The following is a 13,962-nucleotide window of genomic DNA, read 5'->3' on the forward strand; positions in this document are numbered from 1 at the left end:
AATGCTGTGGGAGCGAGCCCGCTCGCGAAGGGTCTACGCCGAAAGATGCTCGTAAAGGATGGTCGCGCCGACAATGATCAACACCACGCCGCCCACAATCTCTGCACGCTTGCCCATCACGCTGCCGATCACCCGGCCCAGCATTACACCGATCGTCACCATGGTCAGGGTCGCCAGGCCGATTAAACCGGCCGCCAACCAGATGTTGACGTTAACGAACGCCAGGCCCACACCGACGGCCAACGCATCGATGCTGGTGGCAAAACCGGTGACGGCGAGCAGCCAGAAACCATGTTGCTTGGGCTTCTCGATTTCCTCTTCGGCATCATCGGGCTTCACCCCGTTGTAGATCATGTGCAGGCCAAGAACCAGCAACAGTGTGAAGGCGATCCAGTGGTCCCAACTGGAGACGAATTGCGACGCCGCCTGACCGATGAACCAGCCGACAATTGGCGTGATGGCTTCGATCACGCCGAAGATCACGCCGACGCGCAAGGCTTCGAAAAACTTCGGTTTGTGCAGGCTGGAGCCTTTGCCGATCGCAGCCGCAAAGGCGTCGGTGGACATGGCGAAAGCGAGGAAAACAAGAGAGGCTGGGTTCACGCTGAAACATCCGGTCGGGCTGGAGTCCACGACATGCCCGCGCGCCCGACTTCAGCGCAGGTATGTCGATGGTCTCACCAACCAGAAGGTGCCCGTACCACGGCAGGTTGCCGAGAATGTTGATACGGGCGCTTGCGACAGGCGCAAGCAGGCTACTCCCCAAAGAGGTGCGCAGGGTAAACCAGTGAATGTGAAAATTGCATTAACGCGTTCGAGACCGAGTCATCGTTCTTCTCCCAACGCCGTCACATTCACCACAAATGGCGCCGGTTTCCTGCACGCCGGCTGACCGGCGCCCTGCTCGACACCGTTTGCGGATTTTCCGCCGGGAACGTCCTCGCTTCACACTTTTCAGTGAATTGCCTGGCGCCCGCCGTCGGCGAAGTGTTTATCGCCCGGGGTCGCGTGGTGAAAGCCGGCAAGAAACAAGTGTTCGCCCGCGCCGAACTGTTCGCCCAGACCGGCGACCAGTTGAAACGGGTGGCGACCGGTGATGCGATTCTGCTGCCAACCTCACACTGAACCTGCGGTTTTTCGGGCGGTCATGGAAATAACAGCCAGTCATTTGGAGGTTCGGCCATGCAACTCGAAGGTTCTTGCCATTGCGGCGCGGTGTCGTTCAGCCTCACCAGCGTCCACCCCTACCCTTATCAACGCTGCTACTGCTCGATCTGCCGCAAGACCCAGGGCGGTGGCGGCTACTCGGTCAATATTTCCGGCGACGCCGCCAGCCTGAAGGTGCGGGGTCGCAAATCCATCGCGATTTACCACGCGCGGCTCAAGGATGACGGCGACCAACGCGCTCATCGCAGCACCGCGCAACGGCATTTCTGTTCGGTGTGTGGCTCCGGATTGTGGCTGTTCAGCCCGGAGTGGCCGAAATTGATTCACCCGTTTGCCTCGGCCATCGACACGGCGCTGCCGGTGCCGCCCGAGTACACCCACGTGATGCTCGGTTCGAAGGCACCGTGGGTCGAAGTGCCGCCGCATCAAGGTGATCGGCAGTGCGAGACCTGGCCCGAGGAATCCATCGCGCAGTGGCATGAGCGCCTGGGTCTGGCCCGCTGATTCAGCAACACACTTGCCGCGCGTTTTCGTTTTGCCCTGTGCCCGCTGGCGCCCCGCTTCCACAGTTGTCAATGCACTGCGATCGCTGCCGCCAGCAAGTTCTGCCCCTATGCAGGCCCATCGGTCTGGGGCAGCAGTTGTACCCCCAGGTACAACGCCAGCATCCCGTCCAGCCGCAACGGATCCACCCCGCTGATCTCGGCAATTCGCTCCATCCGGTACCGCAGACTGTTGCGATGGATCCCCAACGCCTCCGCACACGCCTGGCTTTGGCCATCGTGATCACACCAACTGCGCAAGGTCGCCAACAATTGACCGTTACCGTCCTTGGCAATGACCTTGCGCAGCGGTTTGAGCAGTTCATCCAGCGCATCGTCGTTGCGATGCCGCCAGAGCATCACCGGCAGCCGATAACGGGTCAGCGTCAGCAAGCGCGAATGGGGCAGCACATCACGCCCGTACGCCAGCAGGTCGCCGACTCGCCGATAGCATCGGCGCAAGCCCGACAAGCCATCGGCCTGCCCGCCCACGGCGATGCGCAAAATATTCCAGCCAAGCCCATCGAGCTTTTCCAGCAACCGATCATTCTCGATGGCCTGGTTTGCCGGTCGACACCACAGCAACGATGACTTCGCCGAACTCACACACCAACTGTCCGGGTAGCGCAACGTCAACCACGCACTCAGCGCCTCGACTGTCTGCCCCGGCCCGTGTTCCAGTCCCAACTCGAACAGGTACGGCACCCGCGTCATCTGCGGTTTCAACCCCAACTGTTGCGCCTCATCGATCAACCGCGGCGCATCACCCGACTCGCTCAGCAGCAAGGCCAGCAGGTCATCACAGCGCTGGCGCCGCCATTGCTGCTCGGCCTGCTGATTGCGCTGGCCCACCAGCATCTCCGCGGTCATCCGCACCAGCTCGGCATAGGTACGCAATTGCTCCGGCTCGCCGGTGATGCCCAACACCCCAATCAAGCGCTGATCGAGCAACAACGGCAAATTGATCCCCGGCTGCACGCCTTTAAGGTGAATCGCCGTTTGCGTATCGATTTCCACCACGCGCCCGTTGGCCAGCACCAGTTGCGCGCCTTCGTGCCGCGTGTTGATCCGCTCCGGTTCACCGCTGCCAAGAATCAATCCCTGGCTGTCCATGACATTGACGTTGTAGGGCAGGATCGCCATCGCCCGGTCGACGATGTCCTGGGCCAGGTCGTGATCGAGTTCGAACATAGGGGGAATCCTTGCAAGCGTAATGAATCGAGGGTTGTTCACCCGCACAGGGCCGGGCCGCAAACCCTGTGCTCAGGCACAAAGACAGCCACCCTCGAGGTGGCCGAGACTCTCAGGGCGAACAACGTTACCCTTTGCATCGCAAAAAATCATAATAAAGAGAGAGCCGCCATGTCACAGAGCGCCGCCACAACCCAGGCCGTCGTTGACGAAAAAAATGCCGTCTACAAACGCATTACCCTGCGTTTGATCCCCTTCATTTTCATCTGCTACCTGTTCAATTACCTCGACCGGGTGAACGTTGGATTTGCCAAGCTGCAGATGCTCGACGCGCTGAAATTCAGCGAAACCGTGTACGGCCTCGGCGCCGGGATCTTCTTTATCGGCTACGTGCTGTGCGGCGTGCCGAGCAACCTGGCGCTCACCAGATTCGGCCCACGGCGCTGGATCGCGCTGATGATGATCGTCTGGGGCACGCTGTCGACCTGCCTGCTGTTCGTCACCACCCCGACCGGGTTCTACACCTTGCGCCTGTTCACCGGCGCTGCCGAAGCCGGGTTCTTCCCCGGCGTGGTGCTGTACCTCTCGCAGTGGTTCCCGACCTTCCGCCGCGGCCGCATCATGGCGCTGTTCATGTCAGCGATCCCCGTGTCCGGCCTGCTCGGCAGCCCGTTCTCCGGCTGGATCCTCAACCACTTCGCTGCGGGCCAGGGCGGTTTGGCCGGCTGGCAGTGGATGTTCCTGCTGCAAGGTATCCCGACCGTGATCCTCGGCGCGCTCGCCTACTTCCTGCTCAGCGACAGTTACGCCAACGCCAAATGGCTGACCCCGTTCGAGCGCTCGGTGCTGGAAGCCGACCACGCCGAAGACCTGGCCAACCAACCGAAAACCACCAGCGACACGTTGTTAGCAGTGTTCAAGAACCCGGCAATCTGGGCGTTCGGCCTGATCTATTTCTGCATCCAGAGTGGTGTCTACGCGATCAACTTCTGGCTGCCGTCGATCATCAAGAACCTGGGCTTCAGCGATAACCTGGTGATCGGCTGGTTGAGCGCGATTCCGTACCTGCTGGCCGCGGTGTTCATGTTGCTGGTCGGCCGCTCGGCAGACCTGCGCAAGGAACGTCGCTGGCACTTGGTCGTGCCGATGCTGATGGGCGCAGCGGGCCTGCTGATCGCTGTGAACTTCGCCACCACGCCCGCCATCGCCATCCTCGGCCTGACCATCGCCACCATGGGTGCCCTCACCGGCCTGCCAATGTTCTGGCCAGTGCCCACCGCCCTGCTCAGTGCCGGCGCGGCCGCTGGCGGCCTGGCGTTGATCAACTCCATGGGCCAGATGGCGGGCTTCCTCAGCCCGTACCTGGTGGGTTGGGTCAAGGACAGCACAGGCTCGACCGATGCGGCGTTGTACCTGCTGGCCGGTGTGATCGTGTGTGGCAGTGTGCTGGCGTTGCGCATGACGCGAACGCTGCGGGTTTGATGTTTTTCATCCCGTGAGTCATTTGCCGTGCGACATGCAGGAACCTTCCTACTTGTCGCACTGCTGGCTCCTACAGTAATTACTTAGATGAGGCGATAGTCTGCAATCGCCTCGTTTACTGACGTTTAGCGAGGTATAAAAAATCTAGAAGGATGTATCTAAATGATCAAACTATCCGTAACTAGTTTGTGCCTGTCGTTGTCATTAGCTTGCCTGCCGCTGACCACTAACGCGGCCGTCCCCACACAATCCGACTCTGGCAAAATGCCTTCCGTTGCGTTCAGCCTTTCGTGCAGTAAAGATGGTTTCAGGGGCGAAGCCAGAGGGCATTACTATAACTATGGCCAAAACGGCAGAAGCGTCTATGTGAATCAATACAGAATCCTCAATGCTGACCCTACACGTAATAAAGCCAATGTAAACACGACCATTGCCAACGCTGGCGGAGGCGGAAGCAAACCGTTCAAATCAACCGACAGTATGAAACAGGATGGCCAGTGGCATGACGTCGGTGTTTCCTGGCACTCGCCATGGCCAGCCACTCAGGTAAGGGTTGAGTTTGTCTTCGACAAAAAAGGCAAAGATCCGAGGTGCGAAGGAGCGGCCAATCTTGGTTGAATAAAAAGCGTGGTTTCCAAGCGACTTGATTGCGATTTTCCCTAGCACTAAGACCTTTGCTCGCGGCTTTATAAGGCCGCGAGCGCTTTCCGAAAAAAAGGATTTTTGAATGCACAAGTTTATTGCAGGTTTTTTGCTGTCCGTATCGCTAGCCTGTCTGTCCCCTATCGCCAGTGCTTCGAGCCCTGTCCAAGCAGACATGGCCGGAGCCGTTGCCAAACCGTTCGAGCTTTCCTGTGGTGTTGGCAACGGTCTCTTTCAGGGATATGTCAAAGGTCATTACTACAATTACGGTAGCAGCAAAGGTATTTACATAACTCAGTACAAGATCTATCAAGACGACGAGTTAGCAACTTATGGCGACAAAGCCAATATAAACCTGGCTGCCTTCAGCTCGAATGGACCTGTCAAAGAGGTCGCATCCCCCGACAACCGTAGACAAGACAACCAATGGCACAGCGTCACACAAAACATCCCGAGCATTGCCGGGAGCAAGGTGTTGGTCCGAGTAACTTTTGTCTTTGACAGACCCAGAAAAAAGGATCCCAGTTGCAGCAGCGAACTCCTTATCTGATTTAAATCAAGCATCAATCTAAAATCCCATAGCCATTCAATATAGATAAAACCTGCTCGCCACCCACAAAGTGGCGAGCAACGTCGCCAGCCCTCCATGAATGCCTGACATCGCTATGAATGAGCGTCTCATCCACCTTTTAAACATCCAGAAAAGCTATCAACACTCCATCGAAAACCTGGCCATCCTCAACAATGTTTCCCTGACAATAAACACAGGTGAAAGCTGCGCCCTACTCGGCACTTCCGGCTCAGGCAAAAGCACGCTGCTTAATATTCTGGGTTTACTGGACTCAGCCGATTCCGGTGAATATTACTTTGCCGGTCACGACATATTCACCGCCACACCGGATGAACTGGCTGCCATCCGCAATCGCCACATCGGTTTCATTTTCCAGAGCTTCAACCTGATGCCGCGCCTGAGTGCACTCGACAACGTGGCTTTGCCCCTGCGCTATCGGAATACCCCACACAACGAAGCGCGAGAACGCGCCCTGCACATGCTCGTCAAGGTCGGCCTGGAACAGCGCGCCCAGCATCGCCCTGCCGACCTCTCTGGCGGTCAGCGGCAGCGAGTGGCGATTGCCCGGGCGTTGGTCGGCGAACCGTCGTTGATCCTGGCAGACGAACCCACCGGCAACCTCGACCGTCGCACCGCGGACGAGATCATGACGTTGCTGCTGTCGCTCAACCAAACCCACAACGTGACGCTGATCGTGGTCACCCATGACCCCGCGATTGCCGCGCGCCTGGACCGCCAGGCGCGGGTCGACAACGGTGTGGTGCGAGAGGGCGTTGCTTGTTCAGCCTGATATCCAGCGCCCTGCTGCAGGACCTCGGCGCGAGCCTGCGCGGGTTGGGCAAACGCTCGGTGCTGGCGCTGATCGGGATTGCGATTGGCAGTTCTTCCGTCGTCGCCATGATCAATATCGGCAGCAACGCCGCCGAGGAGGCAGCAATGATTTTCAAGGGAATGGGCGTCACCACGCTGGTCGCTCAACTTTCCGAAACGACCCAGGATGGAAGTGCCGCTCGCACAACGCTGGACACTGATCACCTACGCGCCACAATTCCGAACCTCATGCAGGTTGCCCCGACCGCGCAAACAGGCAGTGCGGTGACGTTCAAGGGACGTACCTCCTACACCCAACTGGTCGGCAGCACGGCCGAGTTGCCGGGCGCAATGGGGTTAACGCTAAGTGCGGGGCGGTTCCTATCGGACTTCGATCAGGGTGATACCTATGCCGTGGTAGGGCACCGACTGGCCGCAGAGCTCGGTACGACCAGGGATCCCTTGCGTATTGGTGACCGGATCCGCGTTGAAAACTACCTGTTTCAAGTGGTCGGCATCTTGCGCGAGCAACCCGACAGCCTGCTGATACCGGTCCGGCCCAACGACTCGCTGTTCCTGCCCTTGGCCGGCATGCGCCGGGTCAGCGATTCGGCGCCCATCCGTGACGTGATCATTCGGGTGACTGCCGAACACTCCGTCAATGCTGTTGCCATGGCGTTGGTCGCCCCGCTGAAACGGCTGTCCGGCGCCAAGAACGTCGAGATCTTCGTTCCGCAGCAACTCATGGATGGCTTGACCCGCCAAACCCGCACCTTCGCTTACCTGTTGATGGCGCTCGGGGGTATTGCCCTGATCGGTGGCGGCACCGGCGTGATGAACGTCATGCTGATGAACGTATCGCAGCGCCGCCGCGAAATTGGCGTGCGCATGGCGCTGGGCGCTCGGCGGCGCGACATCCGCCATTTGTTCATGCTCGAGGCCATCACCCTCACCGCCGTCGGCGCCTTGTGTGGCGGGCTGCTGGGCATCGCTTGCGCCTACACCTACGCGACCGTCTCGGGCTGGACGTTTTTCCTGGCGCCGATGTCACTGCCGCTCGGCGTGTCCAGCACGTTGCTGGTGGGTGTGTTTTTTGGCCTGTACCCGGCCGTGCTGGCTTCACGGTTGCAACCGGTGGAGGCATTGCGGGATGAATAGTCGGGGCGCCCTGGCGATCACGTTGCTGTGTCTGATTGCGCGCAGTGGTCACGCATCAATGGACGTGTCGGCACCGACCGTCACCCGTGGCGCCGAGCCCGGCGTGCTGTTGAGCCAGCAATCGACGCACCTGACCCTGGGCGATGCGGTGTACCTCGGCCTGCGCAATCATCGCGGAATTCGCAGCGCTTACCTGCATCGAGTGGCGCAGAAATTTGACTTGCGCGTGGCCAAGGATGCGTTCAATCCAAAGCTGCTGCTCAAGGCTAAACACGAAGGCACCCAAGGCAGCGTCGACCGGGGCCGCCACACCGCGCTGTCGCCCAGTGTGAGTCTGCTGGGCGAACACGGCACGCGCCTCAGCACCGGCTGGACCCACCAGCTGGGAGATGCCGAGCGTGCCGGTCGCGTGCGCAGCGACGGCCTCAACCTGTCGATCATCCAGCCACTGCTGCGCGGCGCGGGCCGGGACGTGACCACGGCGCCCTTGCGTCTGGCGCAGGTATCGGAACAGGCCAACCGCCTGAATCTCAAGGCCAGTGTGGCCCAGGCGATCTCCGACATCATCACCACTTACCGCGAGCTGCTACGGTCGCAGGAACAGCTGACCATCGCTCAGGAGGCGCTTGAGCGCACCCGGTCATTGCTGGAGGTGAACAAGGCATTGATCAGCGCCGGGCGCATGGCCGAGTTCGAAATCGTCCAGACCGAGGCCGAGATTGCAGCACAGGAACTGAGCGTCGAGGACGCGCACAATCAGCTGCACATCAACCGTCTGGCGCTGCTGCGCCTGCTCGCCCTGGACCTGTCGACTCCGGTCCGCGCCAGTGAAATGCTCGAAGCGTCCCGCGTCAGCATTGACCCGCAGGAAGCATTACGTCTCGCGCAGGTCCAGCAACCGAACTATTTGTCGACGCTGCTCGGCAGCCAACAGGCCGATCTGAACCTGCTGATCGCCAGGGACCAGGCGCGTTGGGATGTCTCGCTGGTCGGCGGCGCCAATCAACTGAACGGCCGGTCTGACAGCGGTGCTGGCGTCGGTCGTACCTGGGACAGCTACGCCGGCGTGCAACTGGAAATCCCCCTCGGTGACCTGAGTACCCGTCAGGCCGAGGTGCATGCGCGGATCAATGTCGAGACGCAGGCAATCAGTTTGGCCGACGCCCGCCAGGAACTGGAACGGGACGTCAACAATGTGGTGCGCGATCTCGGCACGCGCTGGCGCCAGTATGAAATTGCCCAGCGCGCCACCGAGCTGTCACGCCGAAAACTGGAAATCGAACGGGAAAAACTCAATGCCGGACGCTCCAGCAACTTTCAGATCATCAGTTTCGAGGGCGACCTGCGGGCGGCGGAAAATGCCCGGCTCAGCGCGCTGATTGCCTATTTGAATGCCCAGACCCAACTCGACCTGACCCTCGGCATGACGCTGGAAAGCTGGGAGATTGCCCTTAATGACGCCTGATAAAAAAAACCGCTGGCAAAAGATTGCCCTGCTGGCGTCGATCGTTCTGGCGGGCATTGCAATCATCGGCGTACGGGCAGCGTTCACCAGCGCGCCTGCCCCTGAACAATGGCTGGCGGTGAACAGCGAACCGTTGGTTCACAGCATTGCGCTGGCCGGAAAAATCGAACCGCAAAAGACCATTTTTCTAAGCGCGCCATTTGAAGGCAACATCCAGTCGCTGCTGGTAGAGCACGGCCAACGGGTGGAACAAGGACAACGGCTGCTGACTCTTGATTCCGTGCTGATCGAAACGCAGCTGCGTGATGCCTTGGCGGCGCAGCTCAAAACCCGGCGTGTGGCGCAGGAACTGAAGGACTGGGAAAACAGTGCGCAAGTGGTCCGGGCACGGCGAACGGTGCGAACGGCTGAAGTGTCCCTGAGCACTGTGCAGCGCCGACTCCGCGACGCCCGGCAGTTGCTGGCGCGAGGCATCATTCCCCGTAACGAGCTGGACGATCTGGACCAGCAGCTGCAGATGCAACAGCTGGAGCTGACGGCGGCGCAAAACGAACTGCAACAAACCCTGGACCAAGGGACGGGCGAGCATCGGCGTATTGCCGAGATGGAGCTGAAAAACGCCACGGTCAAATACGAGGGATTGCAGGCATTGCTCGACGGCCAGAACATCGTCGCCCCGTTCACCGGGGTGATCGTGCCCGTCACCACTAACGCCGTTCCCGGCGCTGGCGCCGCCGGACCGTTGCAGGTCGGGGCCCGATTGAGTCAGGGCCAGGTGGTGTTCGGCCTGGCCGATATCGAGCGGCTGAAGATCGTCGCCATGGTCTCGGAACTCGATATCAATCAACTGCATCCGGGGCAAGACGTCGAAATCGAGGGCGATGGTTTCGAGGGAGAACGCCTTGCAGGCACGGTGCAGATCGTCAGCAGCCTGGCCGAGCCCAATGACGAGGTCGGCGGCAGCGCGAAGTTTTCGGTGACGCTGTCGGTGCCACCGTTGACGCCCGAACAGTTGCAACGGGTGCGCCTGGGGATGAGCGCACGCCTGTCCATCACCACGTATCGCAACGAGCAGGCGATCATCGTCCCGCCGCACGCCATTCGTAAGGAAGGGCCGGATCGGGTGGTGGATTATCGTGAGGCGATGGACCAGCCTGCCCGGCCAATGACCGTTACCACTGGGCGCCCGACGCTCAACGGCGTTGAAGTGTTCGGGCTTGCGCCGGGATTTGTTCGCGCGGGCGATCGGGACGATCGGTTGTAGGATTTCGCGTGATGCCATGAATGCTCGCCGCTCTCGACGCCAACAATTCATTTTGCTACGCCCGGTGTTTCTGGTATTTGATTGAAGCTTTCCCACTCGTAAAAGGAATTCGTCATGAGCTACCGCACGTTGGGTCATTCAGGTCTGCAGGTGTCCACCCTGACCTTGGGCACGATGATGTTCGGCGAACAGACCAGCACCGAAGATTCCCTGCGGATCATCGACAAGGCCTGGGACCAGGGCATCAATTTCATCGACACCGCCGACGTCTACACCGCGGGCCGCTCCGAAGAAATCGTCGGCGAAGCGATTGCCGGTAACCGCCATGAATGGGTCCTCGCCACCAAAGTCGGTTTCGGCCCGGTGGACGGCGTGCCGAACCGCACTGGCTTGAGCCGCAAGCACCTGTTCAATGGCATCGACGCCAGTCTGACGCGCCTCGGCACCGACTATCTCGACATCTACTACCTGCACCGCGAAGACCACAACACGCCGCTGGAAGTGACCGTGTCGGCAGTTGGCGACCTGATCCGCCAAGGCAAAATTCGCTATTGGGGGCTGTCGAATTATCGTGGCTGGCGTATCGCCGAGGTCATTCGCGTAGCTGACAAACTGGGGGTGGACCGGCCTGTCATCAGCCAGCCGCTGTACAACATCGTCAATCGTCAGGCTGAAACCGAGCAGATCACCGCCGCGCAGAATTATGGCCTGGGCGTAGTGCCTTACAGCCCGCTGGCCCGTGGCGTGCTCAGCGGCAAATATGCGCCAGACGTGAAACCGGACGCCAACAGCCGCGCCGGCCGCGCCGACAAACGCATCCTGGAAACCGAATGGCGCGTGGAATCCCTGCGCATCGCCCAGCAGATTCAGGAATACACCCAGGGTCGTGGCGTGGGCATCGTCGAATTTGCGATTGCCTGGGTGCTGAACAACAGCGCCGTCACCTCCGCCATCGTCGGGCCGCGGACCGAAGAGCAGTGGGACGCCTACACCAAGGCCCAGGCGGTGAAGATCACGGCGGAGGACGAGGCGTTCATCGATTCGCTGGTGACGCCGGGGCACGCGTCGACACCGGGGTTCAATGATGTGAGTCATTTCGTGTCGGGGCGTAAACCGCGTACGGCTTGAAATCTTTCGCGAGCAAGCCCGCTCTCACTCGGGTGATGTGTCGATTCCGTGACTATGCTTCGACGCAGATCCCAGTGTGGGAGCGGGCTTGCTCGCGAAGGCGTCGTATCAGTCGACATCATTATCGCGAGCAAGCTTGCTCCTACCGAGTAGAGCCTGCGTGTTCCTGGAGATGACCGACGTTGATCGATTGGTCAATATCCGGCACAAAAACCACGTATCCTCCGCCCCCCGCTTCACGTTCAACTTCGCGAGGACAGTTTGTCTAAAGGTATCGCTCTATCGGTTTCGGCCTCGGTGCTGTTTGCCGTCATGTATTACTACACTTCACTGCTCACGCCGTTGAGTGGTGTGGAAATTTTTGGTTGGCGCATGCTGCTGACGGTGCCGTGCATGACCGTGTTCATGGTGATGTCCGGTGAGTGGAAACGTGTGCGCGAGATCATCCGCCGTGCCGCCGCCCAGCCCAAACTGATCGCCGGGCTGATCGCCTCCTCCGCCCTGCTCGGCGTGCAACTCTGGCTGTTCATGTGGGCGCCGCTCAACGGCTACAGCCTCGACGTGTCGCTGGGTTATTTCCTGTTGCCGCTGACCATGGTCCTGACCGGAAGAATGGTTTACGGCGAACGCCTGTCCTACTTGCAAAAAATCGCGGTGTTTTTCGCCTGCCTCGGGGTGATCAACGAAATTTATCAGGTGGGTGGTTTTTCCTGGGCGACCTTGCTGGTGTGCGTGGGCTATCCAGCCTATTTCATTCTGCGCAAGCGCCTGGCGGCGGACAACCTGGGCGGCCTGTGGCTGGACATGGCGCTGACGCTGCCCGTGGCGTTCTGGTTCGTGCAGACCGGGGAGCAAGGGTTCAACGTGTTTGACCAGCACCCCTGGCTGTCGCTGCTGATCCCGATGCTCGGCGTGATCAGTGCTTCGGCGCTGGTGATCTACATCGTCGCCAGCCGGCTGCTGCCGTTCAGCCTGTTCGGGCTGTTGAGCTACGTCGAGCCGGTGTTGCTGCTGGGTGTGGCGTTGCTGCTTGGGGAAAGCATCAAGGCCGGGGAATGGCTGACCTACATCCCGATATGGGCGGCGGTGCTGGTGCTGATGTTCGAAGGGTTCAAGCACCTGACAAGACAGCGCCGCCCTTAAGCCCCACGCAAAACAAATGTGGGAGCGGGCTTGCTCGCGAAAGCGGTGAGTCAGTCAACACTTGAGTTGAATGACACATCGCCTTCGCGAGCAAGCCCGCTCCCACAGTTTTATTGCGTTGACGGGTTAGTCAGTGGACAACACGCCACGACGAACCTGGTCACGCTCGATCGATTCGAACAGCGCCTTGAAGTTGCCCTCGCCGAAGCCATCGTCGCCTTTGCGCTGGATGAATTCGAAGAACACCGGCCCCATCAGGGTTTCCGAGAATATCTGCAACAGCAGACGCTTGTCGCCCGACTCGGACGCACCGTCCAGCAAAATACCCCGCGCCTGCAGTTGATCAACCGGTTCACCGTGGTTCGGCAAACGGCCTTCGAGCATTTCGTAATAGGTGTCCGGCGGTGCGGTCATGAAGCGCATGCCGATTTTCTTCAGGCGATCCCAGGTATCGATCAGGTTATCGCTGAGGAACGCCACGTGCTGGATGCCCTCGCCATTGAACTGCATCAGGAACTCTTCGATCTGCCCGGCGCCCTTGGACGATTCTTCGTTCAGCGGGATACGGATCATGCCGTCCGGTGCGGTCATCGCCTTGGAAGTCAGGCCGGTGTATTCGCCCTTGATGTCGAAGTAGCGAATTTCACGGAAGTTGAACAGCTTCTCGTAGAAATTCGCCCAGTACGCCATGCGACCGCGATACACGTTGTGGGTCAGGTGGTCGATGATTTTCAGGCCAGCCCCGACCGGATTGCGCTCAACGCCTTCGATGAACACGAAGTCGATGTCGTAGATCGAGCTGCCCTCGCCGAACCGGTCGATCAGATACAGCGGCGCGCCGCCGATGCCCTTGATCGCCGGCAGGTGCAGCTCCATCGGGCCGGTTTCGATGTGAATCGGCTGGGCGCCGAGTTCCAGTGCGCGCTTGTAGGCCTTCTGCGAATCCTTGACCCGGAACGCCATGCCGCACACCGACGGGCCATGCTCTGCCGCGAAGTACGAGGCGACGCTGTCAGGTTCGTTGTTGAGGATCAGGTTGATTGCGCCCTGGCGATACAGGTGCACGTCTTTGGAACGGTGGGTCGCTACCTTGGTGAAGCCCATGATCTCGAAGATCGGCTCCAGGGTGTTCGGGGTGGGCGACGCGAATTCAATGAACTCGAAGCCCATCAGGCCCATTGGGTTTTCGTATAAATCTGCCATGGTTGACGCCTCATCATGCTGCTTTTGAAATTAACGAATCGTTAGTTGCAAGCACTGCTGAGACGGGCGGGTGGCGCACAGGAGATGCCCCGCACGCTGCGGGCGAGGAAGTCACCGTAGATCAATTGAAACCCGAAACTCTTCATTGTCGACCCAAGGCTCTTGCGGGCGAGGCTTCTGCTGCCAGAAGACGATT

At 59.8% G+C, this 13,962-nt stretch carries 14 protein-coding genes and 1 riboswitch; of the genes, 11 read left to right on the top strand and 3 right to left on the bottom strand.

What is annotated here, in order from left to right; translation table 11 throughout:
- Window positions 1-33: 33 nt before the first annotated feature.
- A complete protein-coding gene (gene mntP / locus NTD84_RS17715) occupies window positions 34-603 on the bottom strand; it encodes a manganese efflux pump MntP (protein ID WP_262167907.1) in 570 nt (189 codons plus the stop codon).
- 6 nt (window positions 604-609) lie between these two features.
- Window positions 610-779: riboswitch (yybP-ykoY riboswitch) on the bottom strand.
- 178 nt (window positions 780-957) lie between these two features.
- Here mntP and NTD84_RS17720 point away from each other — a divergent pair.
- Together NTD84_RS17720 and NTD84_RS17725 are read left to right on the top strand one after the other, a co-directional pair.
- Window positions 958-1,125 carry a hypothetical protein gene (locus NTD84_RS17720; protein ID WP_262167909.1) on the top strand — a complete coding sequence of 56 codons (168 nt, stop codon included), beginning with the start codon at window positions 958-960 and terminating at the stop codon, window positions 1,123-1,125.
- A 57-nt stretch (window positions 1,126-1,182) separates the two neighbouring features.
- Window positions 1,183-1,671: a GFA family protein gene (locus NTD84_RS17725; protein WP_262167912.1), complete on the top strand. Its 489-nt coding sequence runs from the start codon at window positions 1,183-1,185 to the stop codon at window positions 1,669-1,671.
- A gap of 107 nt (window positions 1,672-1,778) precedes the next feature.
- Here NTD84_RS17725 and NTD84_RS17730 read toward each other — a convergent pair whose 3' ends face one another.
- Window positions 1,779-2,900 (bottom strand): sugar diacid recognition domain-containing protein, encoded by a 1,122-nt coding sequence (locus tag NTD84_RS17730; protein ID WP_262167914.1) that lies wholly within the window; start codon window positions 2,898-2,900, stop codon window positions 1,779-1,781.
- Window positions 2,901-3,071: 171 nt separating this feature from the next.
- Here NTD84_RS17730 and NTD84_RS17735 point away from each other — a divergent pair, with 171 nt between their 5' ends.
- From NTD84_RS17735 to rarD, 9 genes are all read left to right on the top strand, one after another.
- Window positions 3,072-4,382, top strand: a complete 1,311-nt coding sequence (locus NTD84_RS17735; RefSeq protein WP_262167917.1) for an MFS transporter — start codon at window positions 3,072-3,074, stop codon at window positions 4,380-4,382.
- A gap of 162 nt (window positions 4,383-4,544) precedes the next feature.
- On the top strand, window positions 4,545-5,000 hold the full coding sequence (locus tag NTD84_RS17740; RefSeq protein WP_262167920.1) for a hypothetical protein: 456 nt from the start codon (window positions 4,545-4,547) through the stop codon (window positions 4,998-5,000).
- 109 nt (window positions 5,001-5,109) lie between these two features.
- Window positions 5,110-5,574, top strand: coding sequence for a hypothetical protein (locus NTD84_RS17745; RefSeq protein ID WP_262167923.1), 465 nt, complete (start codon window positions 5,110-5,112; stop codon window positions 5,572-5,574).
- A 100-nt stretch (window positions 5,575-5,674) separates the two neighbouring features.
- Window positions 5,675-6,385: an ABC transporter ATP-binding protein gene (locus NTD84_RS17750; RefSeq protein WP_262167926.1), complete on the top strand. Its 711-nt coding sequence runs from the start codon at window positions 5,675-5,677 to the stop codon at window positions 6,383-6,385.
- The gene (locus NTD84_RS17755) at window positions 6,373-7,563 is read left to right on the top strand and encodes an ABC transporter permease (protein WP_262167928.1); all 1,191 of its coding nucleotides are present in this window, start codon (window positions 6,373-6,375) and stop codon (window positions 7,561-7,563) included. Before NTD84_RS17750 ends, NTD84_RS17755 begins: the two co-directional genes overlap by 13 nt.
- The gene (locus NTD84_RS17760; protein ID WP_262167931.1) at window positions 7,556-9,028 is read left to right on the top strand and encodes a TolC family protein; all 1,473 of its coding nucleotides are present in this window, start codon (window positions 7,556-7,558) and stop codon (window positions 9,026-9,028) included. Before NTD84_RS17755 ends, NTD84_RS17760 begins: the two co-directional genes overlap by 8 nt.
- Window positions 9,018-10,292 (top strand): HlyD family secretion protein, encoded by a 1,275-nt coding sequence (locus NTD84_RS17765; protein WP_262167934.1) that lies wholly within the window; start codon window positions 9,018-9,020, stop codon window positions 10,290-10,292. The genes NTD84_RS17760 and NTD84_RS17765 overlap by 11 nt, the downstream gene beginning before the upstream one ends.
- A 114-nt stretch (window positions 10,293-10,406) precedes the next feature.
- The gene (locus NTD84_RS17770) at window positions 10,407-11,420 is read left to right on the top strand and encodes an aldo/keto reductase (protein WP_262167937.1); all 1,014 of its coding nucleotides are present in this window, start codon (window positions 10,407-10,409) and stop codon (window positions 11,418-11,420) included.
- A gap of 261 nt (window positions 11,421-11,681) precedes the next feature.
- Window positions 11,682-12,563, top strand: coding sequence for an EamA family transporter RarD (gene rarD / locus NTD84_RS17775; RefSeq protein WP_262167940.1), 882 nt, complete (start codon window positions 11,682-11,684; stop codon window positions 12,561-12,563).
- Between the two features lie 126 nt (window positions 12,564-12,689).
- Here the strand turns inward: rarD and hppD are convergent, their stop codons facing one another.
- The gene (hppD, locus tag NTD84_RS17780; protein WP_262167942.1) at window positions 12,690-13,766 is read right to left on the bottom strand and encodes a 4-hydroxyphenylpyruvate dioxygenase; all 1,077 of its coding nucleotides are present in this window, start codon (window positions 13,764-13,766) and stop codon (window positions 12,690-12,692) included.
- Between the last annotated feature and the right edge of the window lie 196 nt (window positions 13,767-13,962).

This window comes from Pseudomonas sp. 14P_8.1_Bac3, from assembly GCF_025466085.1.
Lineage (GTDB): Bacteria > Pseudomonadota > Gammaproteobacteria > Pseudomonadales > Pseudomonadaceae > Aquipseudomonas.

Bases quoted from the DNA above. Each gene is read 5' to 3' on its own strand.
- NTD84_RS17725 (WP_262167912.1), top strand. From the start codon at position 1,183: ATGCAACTCGAAGGTTCTTGCCATTGCGGCGCGGTGTCGTTCAGCCTC.
- NTD84_RS17735 (WP_262167917.1), top strand. From the start codon at position 3,072: ATGTCACAGAGCGCCGCCACAACCCAGGCCGTCGTTGACGAAAAAAAT.
- hppD (WP_262167942.1), bottom strand. From the start codon at position 13,766: ATGGCAGATTTATACGAAAACCCAATGGGCCTGATGGGCTTCGAGTTC.
- NTD84_RS17760 (WP_262167931.1), top strand. From the start codon at position 7,556: ATGAATAGTCGGGGCGCCCTGGCGATCACGTTGCTGTGTCTGATTGCG.
- NTD84_RS17770 (WP_262167937.1), top strand. From the start codon at position 10,407: ATGAGCTACCGCACGTTGGGTCATTCAGGTCTGCAGGTGTCCACCCTG.
- NTD84_RS17750 (WP_262167926.1), top strand. From the start codon at position 5,675: ATGCCTGACATCGCTATGAATGAGCGTCTCATCCACCTTTTAAACATC.
- NTD84_RS17740 (WP_262167920.1), top strand. From the start codon at position 4,545: ATGATCAAACTATCCGTAACTAGTTTGTGCCTGTCGTTGTCATTAGCT.
- NTD84_RS17765 (WP_262167934.1), top strand. From the start codon at position 9,018: ATGACGCCTGATAAAAAAAACCGCTGGCAAAAGATTGCCCTGCTGGCG.
- NTD84_RS17730 (WP_262167914.1), bottom strand. From the start codon at position 2,900: ATGTTCGAACTCGATCACGACCTGGCCCAGGACATCGTCGACCGGGCG.
- NTD84_RS17745 (WP_262167923.1), top strand. From the start codon at position 5,110: ATGCACAAGTTTATTGCAGGTTTTTTGCTGTCCGTATCGCTAGCCTGT.